The organism is Sphingomonas sp. GC_Shp_3 (genome assembly GCF_026540945.1).
GTDB lineage: Bacteria > Pseudomonadota > Alphaproteobacteria > Sphingomonadales > Sphingomonadaceae > Sphingomonas.
On sequence record NZ_JALNUT010000003.1, the window covers coordinates 266,003 to 282,134 of the forward strand.

Annotated in this window: 17 protein-coding genes; 11 read left to right on the forward strand and 6 right to left on the reverse strand. The window is 65.7% G+C overall.

Going from position 1 to position 16,132, the window contains the following annotated elements:
• Complete coding sequence (locus tag OXR00_RS10235; RefSeq protein WP_267388132.1) at positions 1 to 1,002, reverse strand: NAD(P)H-quinone oxidoreductase; 1,002 nt, start codon at positions 1,000 to 1,002, stop codon at positions 1 to 3.
• A gap of 84 nt (positions 1,003 to 1,086) precedes the next feature.
• Between OXR00_RS10235 and OXR00_RS10240 the strand changes: the two genes are divergently transcribed.
• The 6 genes from OXR00_RS10240 to OXR00_RS10265 all read left to right on the forward strand — a co-directional run bounded on the left by OXR00_RS10240 (position 1,087) and on the right by OXR00_RS10265 (position 8,184).
• Entirely contained in the window at positions 1,087 to 1,284 is a 198-nt protein-coding gene (locus tag OXR00_RS10240; RefSeq protein ID WP_267388133.1) for a DUF1192 domain-containing protein, read from the forward strand.
• A gap of 136 nt (positions 1,285 to 1,420) precedes the next feature.
• Positions 1,421 to 3,736 carry an ATP-dependent Clp protease ATP-binding subunit ClpA gene (gene clpA / locus OXR00_RS10245; protein WP_267388134.1) on the forward strand — a complete coding sequence of 772 codons (2,316 nt, stop codon included), beginning with the start codon at positions 1,421 to 1,423 and terminating at the stop codon, positions 3,734 to 3,736.
• Between the two features lie 315 nt (positions 3,737 to 4,051).
• Positions 4,052 to 5,761, forward strand: coding sequence for a diguanylate cyclase (locus tag OXR00_RS10250; protein WP_267388135.1), 1,710 nt, complete (start codon positions 4,052 to 4,054; stop codon positions 5,759 to 5,761).
• Positions 5,762 to 5,816: 55 nt separating this feature from the next.
• On the forward strand, positions 5,817 to 6,014 hold the full coding sequence (locus tag OXR00_RS10255; RefSeq protein ID WP_267388136.1) for a hypothetical protein: 198 nt from the start codon (positions 5,817 to 5,819) through the stop codon (positions 6,012 to 6,014).
• Positions 6,015 to 6,100: 86 nt separating this feature from the next.
• Positions 6,101 to 7,108 (forward strand): adenosine deaminase, encoded by a 1,008-nt coding sequence (locus OXR00_RS10260; protein WP_267388137.1) that lies wholly within the window; start codon positions 6,101 to 6,103, stop codon positions 7,106 to 7,108.
• On the forward strand, positions 7,108 to 8,184 hold the full coding sequence (locus OXR00_RS10265) for a nucleoside hydrolase (RefSeq protein ID WP_267388203.1): 1,077 nt from the start codon (positions 7,108 to 7,110) through the stop codon (positions 8,182 to 8,184). The genes OXR00_RS10260 and OXR00_RS10265 overlap by 1 nt, the downstream gene beginning before the upstream one ends.
• An 18-nt stretch (positions 8,185 to 8,202) precedes the next feature.
• Here OXR00_RS10265 and OXR00_RS10270 read toward each other — a convergent pair whose 3' ends face one another.
• From OXR00_RS10270 to OXR00_RS10290, 5 genes are read right to left on the reverse strand one after another with little or no spacing between them, the layout of a single operon-like run.
• On the reverse strand, positions 8,203 to 9,066 hold the full coding sequence (locus OXR00_RS10270) for an alpha/beta hydrolase (RefSeq protein WP_267388138.1): 864 nt from the start codon (positions 9,064 to 9,066) through the stop codon (positions 8,203 to 8,205).
• A complete protein-coding gene (locus OXR00_RS10275; protein WP_267388139.1) occupies positions 9,063 to 9,962 on the reverse strand; it encodes a pirin family protein in 900 nt (299 codons plus the stop codon). The genes OXR00_RS10270 and OXR00_RS10275 overlap by 4 nt, the downstream gene beginning before the upstream one ends.
• Positions 9,959 to 10,402 (reverse strand): NUDIX domain-containing protein, encoded by a 444-nt coding sequence (locus OXR00_RS10280; RefSeq protein ID WP_267388140.1) that lies wholly within the window; start codon positions 10,400 to 10,402, stop codon positions 9,959 to 9,961. The genes OXR00_RS10275 and OXR00_RS10280 overlap by 4 nt, the downstream gene beginning before the upstream one ends.
• Positions 10,399 to 11,106 (reverse strand): glutathione S-transferase, encoded by a 708-nt coding sequence (locus tag OXR00_RS10285; RefSeq protein WP_267388141.1) that lies wholly within the window; start codon positions 11,104 to 11,106, stop codon positions 10,399 to 10,401. The genes OXR00_RS10280 and OXR00_RS10285 overlap by 4 nt, the downstream gene beginning before the upstream one ends.
• Before the next feature lies 1 nt (position 11,107).
• The gene (locus OXR00_RS10290; RefSeq protein ID WP_242149208.1) at positions 11,108 to 11,392 is read right to left on the reverse strand and encodes a BolA family protein; all 285 of its coding nucleotides are present in this window, start codon (positions 11,390 to 11,392) and stop codon (positions 11,108 to 11,110) included.
• A gap of 40 nt (positions 11,393 to 11,432) precedes the next feature.
• Between OXR00_RS10290 and OXR00_RS10295 the strand changes: the two genes are divergently transcribed.
• From OXR00_RS10295 to OXR00_RS10315, 5 genes are all read left to right on the forward strand, one after another.
• Positions 11,433 to 12,047 carry a J domain-containing protein gene (locus OXR00_RS10295; RefSeq protein ID WP_267388142.1) on the forward strand — a complete coding sequence of 205 codons (615 nt, stop codon included), beginning with the start codon at positions 11,433 to 11,435 and terminating at the stop codon, positions 12,045 to 12,047.
• A 322-nt stretch (positions 12,048 to 12,369) separates the two neighbouring features.
• A complete protein-coding gene (gene cobS / locus OXR00_RS10300; protein WP_242149205.1) occupies positions 12,370 to 13,374 on the forward strand; it encodes a cobaltochelatase subunit CobS in 1,005 nt (334 codons plus the stop codon).
• An 11-nt stretch (positions 13,375 to 13,385) separates the two neighbouring features.
• A complete protein-coding gene (gene cobT, locus OXR00_RS10305; protein ID WP_267388143.1) occupies positions 13,386 to 15,218 on the forward strand; it encodes a cobaltochelatase subunit CobT in 1,833 nt (610 codons plus the stop codon).
• Positions 15,215 to 15,814 (forward strand): hypothetical protein, encoded by a 600-nt coding sequence (locus OXR00_RS10310; protein WP_267388144.1) that lies wholly within the window; start codon positions 15,215 to 15,217, stop codon positions 15,812 to 15,814. Before cobT ends, OXR00_RS10310 begins: the two co-directional genes overlap by 4 nt.
• Entirely contained in the window at positions 15,811 to 16,068 is a 258-nt protein-coding gene (locus tag OXR00_RS10315; protein ID WP_267388145.1) for a ribbon-helix-helix domain-containing protein, read from the forward strand. Before OXR00_RS10310 ends, OXR00_RS10315 begins: the two co-directional genes overlap by 4 nt.
• The last annotated feature ends 64 nt before the right edge of the window (positions 16,069 to 16,132 follow it).

Genomic DNA, 16,132 nt, shown 5'->3' on the forward strand with positions numbered 1-16,132 from the left:
TCAATCCTCCAGCGTCAGCACGATCTTGCCGATGTGGCTTCCCTCCTCCATGCGGCGGTGCGCGTCGGGCGCCTGCGCGAGCGGAAAGCTGCGATCCATTACTGGGCGCAACCGCCCCGCCTCGACATGCGGCCAGACGGTGCGGTGGAGCTCGTCCGCGACCAGCGCCTTGAACGCGCCGTCTCGCGCGCGCAGCGTCGATCCGGTCAGCGTGAGGCGGCGGCGCATGATCTCGAAGATCGGGATCTCCGCCTTCGCGCCGCGCTGGACCGCGATCGAGACGTGGCGGCCATCGTCTGCCAGACACTTGAGGTTGCGCGGCAGGTAATCCCCGCCGACCATGTCGAGCACCGCCGCCACGCCCGCCCCGCCGGTGATCGCGTGGACACGCTCGACGAAATCCTCGCTCGCATAGTTGATCGCATGATCCGCGCCGAGGCCCAGCGCCGCCGCGCACTTCGCGTCCGATCCGGCGGTGACGATGATGGTCAGCCCGAAGATCCTGGCGAGGCTGATCGCCATCGTGCCGATGCCGCTGGTGCCGCCGTGGACCAGCACGGTATCGCCTTCGATCGCATAGGCGCGCTCGAACAGGTTGGTCCACACCGTGAACAGCGTCTCGGGCAGCGCCGCCGCCTCCGCCATCGACAGACCGTCTGGCACCGGCAGACACTGCCCGGCGGGCACGCTCGCATATTCGGCATAACCGCCACCGGCGAGCAGCGCGCAGACCGGCTGGCCGATCATCTCCGCACCGACCCCCTCGCCGACCGCGACGATCTCGCCTGCGATCTCGAGCCCCGGAATCGAGGATGCACCGGGCGGCGGCGGGTAGCCGCCTTGGCGTTGCAGCACGTCTGGCCGATTGACGCCCGCCGCTGCCACGCGGACCAGCACCTCGCCATCGCGAAGTTCCGGCACCGGGCGTTCCACGACTTGCAGCACCTCCGGTCCGCCGGGCGCCTCGGGATCGATCGCCCGCATCATCTTCGGTATATCCATGTATGCGCCGCCCTGTTTTTTTGCCGGCTTCGACCCGTATTCGGCCTTATTGACATCGTCGCCCCACGGGTCAACGATCAGGGCATGGACTTCGACGAGATTCTCGCGAAAAACCCGCAAGATCCGCTGGCGCTGCTGGCGCGGCAGGATCTCGAACGTCTCTCGCTGGAGGAATTGACGGCGCGGATTGCGCTGCTCGAGGCGGAGGCGGCGCGCAGCCGGCAACAGATCGACCGTGCCACCAAGCACCGCAATCTCGCGGACGGCCTGTTCAAGGCGTGACCGCACCCGCCACCCTGGGCGGCGAACGCAACAGTAAGCGGGCAGGCGCATTTCAAGTGCTTGATGCGAACCCCCCGCCATCCAACATAGTCGGAAAGGGCCGCGCGTTCGCTTGCGGCCCGCATGGAGTAACCTGATGCCCTCTTTCGCCTCAGCGCTGGAAACCACCCTCCACAAGGCGCTCGAAGCCGCGTCGTCGCGGCGCCACGAATATGCCACGCTCGAGCATTTGCTGCTTGCGCTGGTCGATGACGAGCATGCCTCGAAAGTGATGGCATCGTGCGGAGTCGATTTGCCCGAATTGAAGACCACTGTCGCGCATTACCTCGACACCGAACTCGAAGCGCTCAAGGTCGATGTCGCGACCGATCCGTCGCCGACCAGCGGCTTCCAGCGCGTCGTGCAGCGCGCGATCCTGCACGTCCAGTCGTCCGGCCGTGACGAAGTGACCGGCGCCAACGTGCTCGTCGCCTTGTTCTCCGAACGCGAGAGCTACGCCGTCTATTTCCTCCAGCAGCAGGACATGAGCCGTCTCGATGCCGTCAGCTTCATCTCGCATGGCGTCGGCAAGGGTGGCGCCACCCCGGAGCAGCGCGACGTGAAGGGCGCAGAGGAAGAAAAGCCCAAGGCGGAGTCCAAGGGCAAGGCGGAGAGCGCGCTCAAGCAGTTCACCGTCGATCTCAACGAGAAGGCCAAGAACGGCAAGGTCGATCCGCTGATCGGGCGCGGCCCCGAGGTCGATCGAACCGTGCAGATCCTGTGCCGCCGGTCCAAGAACAACCCGCTGTATGTCGGTGATCCCGGCGTCGGCAAGACCGCTATCGCCGAAGGGCTCGCGCGCAAGATCGTCGAGGGCGACGTGCCCGAGGTGCTGCTGCCGGCGGTGATCTATTCGCTCGACATGGGCGCGCTGCTCGCGGGTACGCGCTATCGCGGTGATTTCGAGGAGCGGCTGAAGGCGGTCGTCAACGAACTCGAGAAGCTGCCGCACGCCGTGCTTTTCATCGACGAGATCCACACCGTGATCGGCGCCGGCGCGACCAGCGGCGGGGCGATGGATGCGTCCAACCTGCTCAAGCCGGCATTGTCGGGCGGTACGATCCGCTGCATCGGCTCGACCACCTACAAGGAGTTCCGCAACCACTTCGAGAAGGATCGCGCGCTGCTGCGCCGGTTCCAGAAGATCGACGTGAACGAGCCGACGATCGAGGATACGATCAAGATCCTGTCGGGCCTGCGCTCGGCCTTCGAGACGCACCATTCGGTCAAGTACACGCCCGACGCGATCAAGGCGGCGGTCGAACTGTCGGCGCGTTACATCAACGATCGCAAGCTGCCCGACAAGGCGATCGACGTGATCGACGAGGTCGGCGCGATGCAGATGCTGGTGCCCGCGCCCAAGCGGAAGAAGACCATCACCACGCGCGAGATCGAGGCTGTCATCGCGACGATGGCGCGCATCCCGCCGAAATCTGTGTCGACCGACGATACCAAGGCGCTTGAGAGTCTCGAAACCGATCTCAAGCGGGTGGTGTTCGGCCAGAATGCCGCGATCGAGAAACTTGCGTCCGCCATCAAGCTCAGCCGTGCGGGTCTGCGCGATCCGGAGAAGCCGATCGGCAACTATCTGTTCACCGGCCCGACGGGCGTCGGCAAGACCGAGGTCGCCAAGCAGCTCGCCACGATCATGGGCATCCCGCTCCAGCGCTTCGACATGTCGGAATATATGGAGCGGCATTCGGTAAGCCGGCTGATCGGTGCGCCTCCGGGCTATGTCGGGTTCGATCAGGGTGGACTGCTCACCGATGCGATCGACCAGCAGCCGCATTGCGTGCTGTTGCTCGACGAGATCGAGAAGGCACACCCGGACCTGTTCAACATCCTGTTGCAGGTGATGGACAATGGCCGCCTCACCGACCAGCACGGCAAGACAGTCGATTTCCGCAACGTCATCCTCATCATGACGACCAATGCCGGCGCGTCGGACATGGCACGGGAGACGCTCGGCTTCGGCAACCTCACCCGCGAGGGCGAGGACGAGCAGGCGGTGCAGAAGATGTTCTCGCCGGAGTTCCGCAACCGGCTCGACGCGATCGTGCCGTTCGGTTACCTGCCGACCGAGGTGGTCGCGCGAGTGGTGGACAAGTTCATCCTCCAGCTCGAGCTTCAGCTTGCTGATCGCAACGTCCACATCAACCTGGACGATGAATCGAAGGCATGGCTCACCACCAAGGGCTATGACAAGCTGTACGGCGCACGTCCGATGGGTCGTCTGATCCAGGAAAAGATCAAGCAGCCGCTCGCCGAGGAACTGTTGTTCGGCAAGCTGGTGCACGGCGGCGAAGTGACGGTGAAGATGAAGGACAATGCCCTCGCCTTCGAAATCACGCCGGCGGCACCAAAGAAGCCCAAGAAGACCAAGCTCGACAAGGCGGAAACGCCGGCCAAGTAAGGAGAATGCCGGCGGGTTGAGGTGATCCCCAACCCGCCGGCTGATCCCGTCCATTGGTGGCGGGGCGGCGCATTTCAGAGCCGACCGGCTCCAGCGGCACGCGACCAAATCTTTTCTCAGATGCCGAAGAAGGTCGCGGCTGCAGCGGAGCCCGCCGAAGCCGGCTCCCGACTGGTCGGGAAAAAGGCACCTGCGCGGGTCCGAGCTAGCCTCTGCCGCCACGCCGCTGAGGTGTCAGGCGTGCCAACTGCCCTGATGCCGCTGCGCCATCCGCATTTACCGATTGTTGTTCATATCGATTTAGCAACACGTCCGATGTCGCGGCACGAACCCCTTCGCAGCCTTGTTTGCCGCCTCGCGACCTTTCTCGCGATCATCTGCGGCGTGTGCCTGCTGCCTGCGTGTGCCGTCGTGAAAGCCGGTCCGGTCGGGCTGCCGCTCACGACGTGCGTACTACGCGATGCGCCGGGGATGACTGCCGCCAAGCTGTTCCGCCATCCGCACGGCTTCGATTGCAAAACGCCCCAGGTCCGCTTCGGTGACGGTGATTTCTGGCTGATGAGCCAGCCGCTCGATGTCACCGCCGGCGTCGACCGGCTGGCGGTGCGTTCGTCCACGGTCTGGCAGCGCGCGACGACGGTACATGCACTGTTTGCGGATGGCACGATTGTCTCGATCCGTTCCGACGACCGTGCTGTTTCGCGCGATCTCCGGCTCGGCGCGATTTCGCAGCGTTGGTTACCGCGGCGCCAAGCGCCGTTGGTGCGACTGCTCTGGCACATCGAGGGGGTATCGAACATTCGCGGGCTACTCCTCGCGCCTACGGTGGCGACAGGCGGAGAAGTCGGTCGGTCAGACATTCATCTCGCCGCGCTGTACGCGGCTATCGCTGGCGCGTGCACGGCGCTGCTGCTGTTCAACCTTGGCCTCGCCTATGCGTTACGCCACCGCTATATGCGGTTCTACTGCGTGATGATGCTCTCGCTGATCGCCTATGTGATCAGTTCCTCCGGCGCGCTGGCCTGGTTGACGCCTGATCTCGCCAACACCGCACGCATGAAGATCAACTATGCGCTGCTGGCGCTGACCGGGATTTCCGCCCTCGCCTTCCTGGGCGATTTCTTCGAGCAAGGCGTGATGACCGCACGGCTACGGCGGCTCAGCATCATCTCCAGTGTCGCGGTCGGCGTGCCGACGCTTGGCATCGTGGCGATCGCCCCAATCGAATTACACGTGCTCGACACCGCCTATGCGCTCGGGTTTCTGCTGTTGCTCGGTTCGGTCGTACCGATCCTCTTCAACGCGTGGCGGCAGCACAGCGCGTTTCTGCCATTCTTCACGCTTGCCTGGGCAGTACCGCTCGTGCTTGCGGTAGTGCGGGTGCTGTGGGGCATGTTTGGCGGCCCGTACAGTTTCTGGCTCGACAATTCATCGGTGCTGTCGATGACGTTGGAGGCTTTGCTGTCGAGCCTTGCGATCGGCCACCGCGTGCTGTTGCTGGCGCGCGAGCGTGATGAGGCACGCGAGCAGGAGATTGCGGCACGATTGCTGGCCGATACCGATCCGCTTACCGGATTGCTCAACCGTCGTGCGTTCCTGCGCAGCGCGATCGGGTGCGAGGGCGACTTCACGCTGCTGGTCATCGATCTCGACCACTTCAAGCGCGTAAACGAGACGATCGGCCATGATGGCGGCGACGAGGTTCTACGCATCTTTGCACGGACACTACGCCAGTCGCTGCCTGCGGATGCGCTGGTCGCGCGTCTTGGCGGTGAGGAGTTTGCGGTGGTCACCGGCGCCAACGCCGGTGCGCTGGCCGACCAAATCCTCGACCGGCTCCGCAACGCGCGTATGCCATTCGACATTCAGGTTACGGCCAGCATCGGCACCTGCACCGGCCCGCTGATGCGCGAAGTCGACTGGAAGGCGCTGTACCGTTCCGCCGACGCCGCCCTTTACGAGGCGAAAGCGGCCGGGCGCGACCGCACGCGCGGCTCACCTGCGCTACAGCGCTTTGCCGCCTGAGCAGCGCTTGCCGCCATCGCCGGCCTCCCGTATGATGAACGCGGGGAGATCAATCATGCGCAATCGACGGGCGGCTATGGTTCTGGCGCTGGTACTGGTCGCGACACTCGCCGCGCGGCATCCATCGGCGGATCTGCGTATCCAATTGCACGATCCGCGCGATCTCGCTCCGCACCAAGTTCAAGCGGCGCTCGACCTCGGCATCATGGCGGTGTCGGTACTGGTCACCTGGACACCGAACCGCCTCGGCTGAACATGTGCGCGATCAAACGCGTTCCGCGCAAGCCGCAGCGCCATCATTGCATTTGATGCCGTGGAGCCGCGCGGATAAGCTACCGCATGACTGATATCGACAGCTTCATCACCGGCCTGCCCAAGGCCGAACTGCACCTCCACATCGAAGGAAGCCTTGAACCCGAACTGATGTTCGCGCTCGCGCAGCGCAACGGTGTGGCGATCCCCTATGCCAGCGTGGAGGATGTTCGCGCAGCCTATGCGTTCGGCAACCTCCAGGACTTCCTGGACATCTATTATGCGGGTGCGGACGTCTTGCGCACGCAGGCAGACTTCCACGATCTTGCTGCCGCCTATTTCGATCGTGCCGTCGCTGATGGCGTGCGGCATGCCGAGATCATGTTCGATCCGCAGACGCATACCGATCGCGGCGTCGCATTCGGGACGGTGATCGAGGGGCTGCTTTCAGGCATGGCCGAGGCGGAGACGCAGCACGGCATCTCCAGTAGCCTCATCATGAGTTTCCTGCGCCACCTCAGCGAAGAGGCCGCCTTCGCGACACTTGCCGCGGCGGAGCCGTGGCTCGACCGGATCGCCGCCGTCGGGCTGGATTCCTCGGAGGTGGGCCACCCGCCCGAGAAGTTCGCGCGTGTGTTCGCCGCCGCGCGCGAAAAGGGGCTGAAGCTCGTCGCCCATGCCGGCGAGGAAGGCCCCGCCGCTTACGTCTGGGAGGCGCTCGATGTGCTGCACGTCGACCGCATCGACCACGGCAACCGTGCGCTCGAGGACGACGCACTGGTCAGCCGGCTGGCGGCGGAGGAAATGACGCTGACGGTCTGCCCACTCTCCAACCTCAAGCTGTGCGTGGTCGAGGACATTGCCGCGCATCCGATCGGCCGGATGCTGGACCTCGGCCTGAAAGCCACCGTCAATTCGGACGATCCCGCCTATTTTGGCGGCTATGTCGGCGATAATTACCGCGCAGTCGCGGGCGCGCTCGACCGGGAGGCGCTGGCGACGCTGGCGCGCAACAGCTTTACCGGGTCGTTCCTCGCTCCAGAAACGGTGGCAACCCATCTCGCCGAGATCGACGCCTTCATGGCGGCGCGGTGATGCGGCTTGCCGCGCTGATCCTCGCGGTCCTGCTCAGCATAAGCGTGGCCGACGCGGCGCCGAAGCGGAAGGTCATCATCGACGATGAAGGCTTTCAGTTGATGCATCTGATGCTTCTGGGCGATCCGGATGTAGAGGTGCTGGGCCTCACCACCGTATCCGGCAACGTGTGGGCGAACCGTGCGACGGCGATGGCGCTGAAGGGGCTGGAGCTCACGCATCGCAGCGACGTGCCGGTGGTTCAGGGCGCAACCTATCCGCTCCTCAACACCGAAGCGCAGACCGACCGGTGGGAGGCGCTGTACGGTAAGCTCTCGTGGCGCGGCGCTTGGACCAAGCCGGCCGCCGGGCAGGCAGCACGCGACGTACCCGGCCCGAGCAGCCCGGTCGATCGGCCCGGCGGCAACCCGACCACGAAGCCGGCGGATGAGATCGCCGCCAATTTCCTGATCCGCATGGTGCATAAATATCCGGGCGAGGTGACGATCCTCGCCACCGGGCCATTGACCAATCTCGCGCTGGCACAGCGGCTTGACCCAAGCTTCGCGGGGCTGGCGAAGGAACTGGTCTACATGGCCGGCAGCCTGAACCCGCATCAGATGCTGCGCGGCACGGTCGCGACGGAGTTCGCGCGCGACTACACCAACACGCCACGCCGCGAGTTCAACGCCCGGTTTGATCCGGAAGCGGCAAGCATCGTCTCGCACGCGCCGTGGCGGAGGATCGTGGCGGTGCCGGTCGATCCTTCCGCCGCGACGCAGCTTTCCGCTACCTTGCAGGCGCGGCTTGCTGGAAGCGCCACGCCCGAGGTCGCGAAGTTCATCACCACACTGCCCACCGACTGGCCGCTGTGGGATGAGATTGCCGCAGCGGTGTGGCTCGATCCGTCGATCGTCACGCAGCGCGAGACGCTGTTCATCGATTACAACACGGTGTTTTCGGCAGGCTACGGCGACATGCTGTCGTGGCGCGCGGGCGATCAGCCGGGGCTTGGCGAGCAACCGGCGGAGGTCATCCGCGCGATCGACCCGGCGCGGCTGGAGGCGATGCTCACGCGGGAGATCGGGCGGAAGTGACCCGCGCCGCCGGGCAGGTCAGCTGCGATCAAGCCAGCCGCGCAGCGCGGCGTTGACCGCATCGGCCGCCGCCCAGGGGATGAAATGCCCCGCGTCGAGCTTCACCAACGTCAGGTCGGGCACGAGCGACGCAAGCCCGTCAAGCTGGACCGGCAACAGATAACGGTCACGCATTCCCCAGATCACCAGCGTCGGCTGCGTGACGACACGATCGTCGAGACCTCCCGAGCTGTTCCCCGGCCGCTCCGGTCGGGCGTTTTCGTGCTGCTCCGCCGCTGCGCGGTACCAGTTCAGCATGCCGGTCATCGCGCCGGGCTGACTCCATTCCTCAAGATGCGCGGCTCGCTCACGCCCTATCGCCAGCACCGCGAGCCACTGCACGACATGGCTGCCGAACACCCGCGCCAGCGCGTGCGACCGGTCAAGCCGGGTACGCCGGATGACGCCAATATAGCCGCTCGCTCTCGCCTGCGCCGGGTTGGCCAGCGTTTTCGCGAACAGCGCCGGGTGCGGTGCGTTGAGGATCACAAGGCGCGTCACCCGATCGGGCCGGCTCATCGCCGCACCCCAGGCGATCGCCCCGCCCCAATCATGCCCGACGAGCGTGAACGTGTCCCGTCCGAAATGGTCGGCGAGCGCGAACACGTCGGCCATGATCCTGTCCGGTGCATACGCCTCCAGCGGCGCCGGTTTGGACGAGCGCGCATAGCCGCGCTGATCGGGCGCGATCACGAAATGCGTTTTCGCCAGTTCCGGGATCTGGTGCCGCCACGTCCGGTGCGATTCGGGGAAGCCGTGCAGCAGGATGATCGCCGGATGCGCCCGATCGCCCGCCACCGCGACGTCGAGAGCGACGCCCGTGGCGAGCGAAACACGGATCACGGGTAGCTGACCGTGAGCGGTACCTCCGGAAGCGGAATCCACTCCTTGTCGTCGCCCGGTACCTTGGGGAACGCGCCGGCCTTCCATGCGCGCTTGGCCTCGTTGATCCGCTCGCGGCTGGAGGAGACGAAATTCCAGAATACATGCCGTGGTGTCGCGAACGCCTCGCCGCCGGCCAGCATCACCCGCCCGCCCGCACCAGAACGCAGCGTCGGCGTGGTGCCGGGGCGCAGCACGTACAGCGTCATCGGCTCCAGCGTCATGCCGTCCAGCGTCGCCTCGCCCAATGCGACATAGAGCGCACGTTCATCGGCGGATGCGTCGATCGGAACGCTGCCGCCGGGGGCGAGCACGATATCGGCATAGATCGTCTGCGCATAGCTGGTGGTCGGCGCGCTCAGCCCCCACAGATCGCCCATGATGACGCGCGCCTCTACGCCGCCGTCGCGCAGCATCGGCAGGTCGGCGGCGGACTGATGCTCGAACGCCGGGTCCATTTCCTCGTCCTTCTCGGGCATCGCGAGCCAAGTCTGGATACCGGACAATTCCGGGCCGCGCCCGCGCTCGTCCTCGGGCGAGCGTTCGGAATGGACGATGCCGTGACCCGCCGTCATCAAATTGACCGCGCCCGGTTCGATCCGCACGTCGCTGCCGATCGAATCGCGATGCCCGATCGCGCCACCGAACAGATAGGTGACGGTGGCGAGATTGATGTGCGGGTGCGGGCGCACGTCGATCCCGTTACCCGCTTGGAGATGAGCCGGTCCCATCTGGTCGAAGAAGATGAATGGCCCCACCATCGTCCGCGGTTTCGCCGGCAAGGTACGATGCACCTTGAAGCCACCGAGATCGTGCGTGACGGGCAGCAAAGTCTGGAGGATGAGGTCGTCTGTCATGGCGTTTCCAGCGTAGCGAGCATGTCGAGCAGGTCGACCGGGAAGATCGGTTCGGGAAAGCCGGCGATCTCGTCGCGGGCGAACCAACGCCATTCCTGCATCACCCGCTGTTCGAGCGGGGTGTGGCCGCTGGTATCGACCTCGACCGTGTCGGCGCGGATTAGGAAATAGCGTTCGTCGCCGGTGACGGGCACACCGTCCAGCGTGATGAAGTCGGCGATGCGCCGCGCGACCTGCGGTCCGGGTTCCGCGACGATGCCGGTCTCCTCGAACAGTTCGCGCCGCGCCGCCGCCTCGTAGCTTTCGCCCGGATCGACCGCGCCGCCCGGCGTGCACCAGAACGGCGGCCGATCATGCGGCGTGAAGCGGAACAGCAGGATTCGCCCTGCCCCGTCGAGCAACAGGATGCGCGCGGCGGGGCGTTGCTTGCGTTCGCTCATGCCGCATCGAGTTCGGGATAGTGACGGAAGATGCCGTCGGTGTTGAACGCGATCCGCCGATCGCTGGCGAGATATGAGGCGATCCCGTCGAGCGCTGCGACGCGGTCGTGCAGCGCGATCAGCGCTGGATAATTGCCTTCGATCGCCGCCATCCGCTTCGGAAACATGTAGCGCAGACCCGCGACGATCTGGAACAGCGAGGTGTCTCCATAGCTCCACGTCTCCCCCATCAACCAGTCGCCCGCGTTGGCGGCGAGTGCCTGCTCGAAATAGCGCAGGAACTTGGGCAGCCGCTCAGCCCGGAACTGCTTGGCGGCGCGCGCCGCTTCGGGCTTCTGGTCGTCGTAATAACCCATCATCGCCACCGGATGGTGGACGTTGTGCACCTCCGCGACGAGATCCGCGATGGTGAGTTGCACCGCGTTCAGCCACTGGCGATCGGCGCGGCCGGACGGCGCGATGGCATGCTTTTCACCAAGGTAGGCGAGGATGTTGGCGACCTGCGACACCACGCCGTCCTCGGTTTCGAGATACGGCGGCGCAAACGCCCCGCGCCCGGTGAGCCCCTCAAGATCCGCCAGCAACGCCTCGGCGCCAGCGGCGCGCGCGCGATCGGTATAGGCGATGCCGCCCGCCTCCATCGCGAGGCGTACGAACTCGCCGCGCCCCTGCAGGTCGGGCCAGTACCACAAGGAATAGCTCATCTCATTCTCCCGGCGCGCGTGCCTTGATCGCCAGCGCGTGGATGCGCTCGGCGAGCAGCTCCGCCAGCGCCTGGTTGACGAGCCGCTGCCGCTGAACGCGCGAGATGCCGACAAAGGCCGCGCTTTCGATGATGACGGTGAAATGCGATTCCCCCGACTTGTCGTCGCCCATGTGGCCGGCGTGGTGGTGGCTGTCGTTGACCACCTCCAGCAGCGAGGGCGCGAGCGCGGTGGTGAGACGGGCGGCGATCTGATCCGCGACGGAGCCGGTGGCGAGCGTGTTCATCGCGCCTATATAGTCCGTTTCAGCATTTCAGGGAGCCGGCGTGGCACGCCAGACCGAAAAGAAAGACCGACCGAACGTCCGCTTCCATGGGCGGGTGGAAGGGAGCGCGCGCGTGTGCGACGAACCCGGCTGCGACCTGCCCGGCGAGTTCCGCGCGCCGGCGGAGGGGCCTAGGAACGACTTCGAGGGGCCGCGCCCGTATCGCTGGTTCTGCCTCGATCATGTTCGCGCGTTCAATGCCCGTTACAACTTCTTCGCGGGTATGAGCGTGGACGAGATTCACGACGCGCAGCGGCCTTATGCCGGCTGGGAACGCGAGACGCGCGCCTTCACCGGCAACGGCGGCGCCGACCGACCGCCGAAATGGGCCGACTTCGCCGACCCGCTCGACGCGATCGGCGCGCGTTTCCGCGAACGTACCCAGGCGGCCGCGTCGCGGCAGGACGGCAAGCCGCTGTCCGACATTGATCGGCGCGCGCTGAAGGTGCTGGAGCTGTCGACCGATGTCGATCGGCGGGGCCTGCGCCAGCGCTATGCCGAGCTCGTCCGCAAATATCATCCGGACCGCAACGGCGGCGATCGCAGCTTCGAGAAGAAGCTACAGGACGTCATCGCGGCTTACACGCACCTCAAGAGTGCACGCGCCTTCGCGTGATCGCCGGTTCGCGCCCGCCCGCCGTCGGGCGGCGCGGCCGGGTTCAGCCCCGCGCCTTCCACCTGCGACGACCGATTTCGTCACGTCGTCGACCGGCAAGTTCACGAAGATCCGCTTGCTCATCGCTAACGTCTCCTGACTCATCTTGCACGACGGATGCGCCGCAGGAGTATCGAACGTAACGTACGATGCCGCCGCTACGCGTGGGGAAGACGGCTTGACGCAAGGCAATATCGTTCGCAGTGAACAAAGCGGAGTGCCGTTTGCGCGCGCGATGCGTTAGGGGGCTTCGCGACAGCTCTTATCACGGTACGCAGACGACATGACCGACATTCCCAACACCCAGCCCGACAGCCGCGAGACGACGATCCTCGACGCGCCCGACCGCATGGCCAAGGTCCGTGACCTGTTCGGCATCGATTCGGACATGGAGGTTCCCGCGTTCAGCGAAGCGGATGAACGCGTGCCCGATCTCGACCCGGCCTATGTGTTCGACAAGGATACCACGCTGGCGATCTGCGCGGGCTTTGCGCACAACCGCCGCGTGATGGTGCAGGGCTATCACGGCACCGGCAAGTCGAGCCATATCGAGCAGGTGGCCGCGCGCCTCAACTGGCCGTGCATCCGTATCAACCTCGACGCGCACATCAGCCGGATCGATCTGGTCGGCCGCGACGCGATCGTGCTGAAGGACGGCCAGCAGGTCACCGAATTCCGCGAGGGGCTGCTGCCCTGGGCGCTCCAGACGCCGACCGCCTTGGTGTTCGACGAATATGACGCCGGGCGCCCCGACGTGATGTTCGTGATCCAGCGCGTGCTGGAGACCGAGGGCAAGCTGACCCTGCTCGACCAGAACCGCGTGATCCGCCCCTCCCCGTGGTTCCGTCTGTTCGCCACCGCCAACACGATTGGCCTCGGCGATACCAGCGGGCTGTATCATGGCACGCAGCAGATCAACCAGGGTCAGATGGACCGCTGGAACATCGTCGTCACGCTCAACTATCTGCCCGCCAAGGTGGAGGCGCAGATCGTGCTGGCCAAGTCGGGCGAATACGACAAGCCGGAGGGCAAGCAGACCGTCGAGCAGATGGTCAAGGTTGCGGACCTCACCCGGCGTGGCTTCATGAACGGCGATATCTCGACCGTGATGAGCCCGCGCACCGTCATCACCTGGGCGCAGAACACGCTGATCTTCGGTGATATCGGTTTCGCGTTCCGCCTGTCGTTCCTCAACAAGTGCGACGAGGCCGAGCGGCCGCTGGTGGCGGAATATTATCAGCGCGTGTTCGGCAAGGACTTGCCCGAGAGCGTGGTCGCGAAGGCGTAACCGGACAGCCGATGGCCACCGAAACCCCGCTAGACCGCTTCAAGACCGTGCTCGGCGGCACGACGCGCGCGCTGTCACGCGAGCCGGAGGTGGAGCTTGGCTTCACCGCCGATGCGCCCGTGCAATCCGGCAAGCACATCAAGGTGCCGATGCCGGCGCGCAACCTGCCCGCCGCGCAGGTGGCGGAGGCACGCGGGTTCGCCGACGGCTTCGCGCTGCGTCTGCGGCATCACGATGCCAAACTGCACGACCGGGGTGCGCCGGCCGAAGCCGTGGCGCGCGCGGTATTCGATGCGGTCGAGGACGCGCGGGTCGAGGCGATCGGTGCACGCGGGTTTGTCGGCATCTCCGACAATCTCGCGACAGCGCTCGACGCCAAGCTGCGCACCGATCCGATCACCCGCGCGCGCAACCGCGACGAGGTGCCGCTGTCCACCGCGCTCGGGCTGATCGTACGCGAGCGGCTGAGCGGGAAGCAGTCCCCCGCCGCCGCCGCGCCTGGCCTTGCGCTGGTGCGCGACTGGATCGAACGCAACGCCGGCGGCAACCTCGACGCTCTGGCACTGGCGATCGACGATCAGCGCGCGTTCGCCGGGTTGACCACGCGACTGCTTCAGGATCTCGATCTCGTCGAGGGCGAACTGGTGCCCGAGGAAACCGATGAGGGCGGTTCGGAGGAGGAAGGCACCGACGAGCAGGAACAGACCGACGATACTGACGAGGGCGATTCCGAGAGCGAACAGGGCGAAGGCGAGATCGAGGCGCGCGGCTCCGACAGCGACAGCGAAGAGCAGGACGGCGAAGGTGAAGACCGCGACGACCAGCAGTTCGACGATGGCGAAGGCGAACCCGGCGACGACGGCGAGGACGGCATGCTGCCGACCCGCCCCAACCGCCCGACGTCCGATTTCCCGCCGCAGTTCGAATACAAGGCGTGGACCACGAAGTTCGACGAAGTCGTCGCGGCAACCGATCTGTGCGACGCCGACGAACTGATCCGCCTGCGCGCGTATCTCGACCAGCAACTCGTCCATTTGCAGGGCGCGGTCACGAAACTCGCCAACCGGCTGCAACGCCGGCTGATGGCGCAGCAGAGCCGCAGTTGGGATTTCGACCAGGAGGAAGGCATCCTCGACGCAGCACGGCTGGCGCGGATCGTCGTCAACCCGATGCTTTCGCTTAGCTACAAGATAGAGCGCGAGACCGAGTTCCGCGACACGGTCGTCACGCTGCTGATCGACAATAGCGGCTCGATGCGCGGTCGGCCGATCTCGATCGCGGCGATCAGCGCGGACATCCTCGCCCGCACGCTGGAACGCTGCGGCGTCAAGACGGAGATCCTCGGCTTCACCACCCGCGCGTGGAAGGGCGGCCAAAGCCGGGAGGCGTGGCTCGCCGCCGGCCGTCCGGCGCAACCCGGCCGCCTCAACGACATTCGCCACATCGTCTACAAACAGGCGGACGAGCCGTGGCGGCGCGCCAAGCCGAATCTCGGGCTGATGATGCGCGAGGGGCTGCTCAAGGAAAATATCGACGGCGAGGCGCTGCTGTGGGCGCACTCGCGGCTGATCGCGCGACGTGAGGAGCGTAAGATCCTGATGGTGATCTCGGACGGCGCGCCGGTCGATGACTCCACCTTGAGCGTCAATTCGGGCAGCTTCCTCGAACGGCATCTTCGCCAGGTGATCGGCTGGATCGAGACGCGTTCCCCGGTCGAACTGGTCGCAATCGGCATCGGCCACGACGTGACACGCTATTATGCGCGCGCCGTCACGATCATGGATGCCGAACAGCTTGGCGGAACGATCATCGAACAGCTTGCGGCGCTGTTCGATACGCCGTGATACGGGCGCTGCTCCCGCTTGCGCTGCTTGCGGTGGCGGCTGCACCTGCACCGAAGATTGACCCACTCGCGCCGATCACGCTTCGTCCCGGCAGCAACCGCGTGCCCGGCTTCCTGCCCGGCGGCGGTGCTGCAACGATCATCGAAGCATGGCGCGGCAATGGGAACGCGCATGGCTATCACGTCTGGATGGTGTTGACCGGACCAAGCGAGGGCAATCCCGTCGGCGTGGCCAGCACAGCGGACGGTGGCGAGATCATCCGCGACGCTCCATTCGACGGAGAGCGTGTCCTCGGCACCGTCCGGTTCGCGCGCGCGACCATCGGCGGAGCACCGGCCAGCCTGGTGCTGAGCGCGCGGCTCGATACCACGCCCGTACGGCCGCTGGCGGACCATGAACACGCGTCGGTGCGAGTCGATAGACTGGTAAAGACCGGTGATGGGATCGGCCCGCCGCTGCAGTTCCGGACAATCGCAACGCTGCACAGCGAACGGCGCTATTGCAACGCGGATCTCGCGTTGCGCGACCTGCTCGGCGTGCCGCTGCCCGTCGGGTTCAGCGGGGCGAACCGCACAGACGGCTGTTCAGTCCGTTGACGCGGATCGTCGCGCCTCAGGCCGGGTTCACCGGCCCGGTCAAACGTTCGGTGACGATCGCCGGACACCCGACGTCGATCAGCCTCGAACCGGTGTTCTGGCAGGCGCTCGAAGCTGCGGCGCGCAACCATGCACTACCGCTCAGCGCGCTGATCGCCGAGATCGATGCCGTGCGGATCACCGCCGCCGACCCACCGAATCTCGCCAGCGCGATCCGTAGCTGGCTGTTCGTCGCAAGCGTTGCATCCGGTTAGCGCCGGCTTACGTACAAATTCGCTACGGGCAGCCCCCGGCTTTTCGATTTCTTAACCGGCCTCC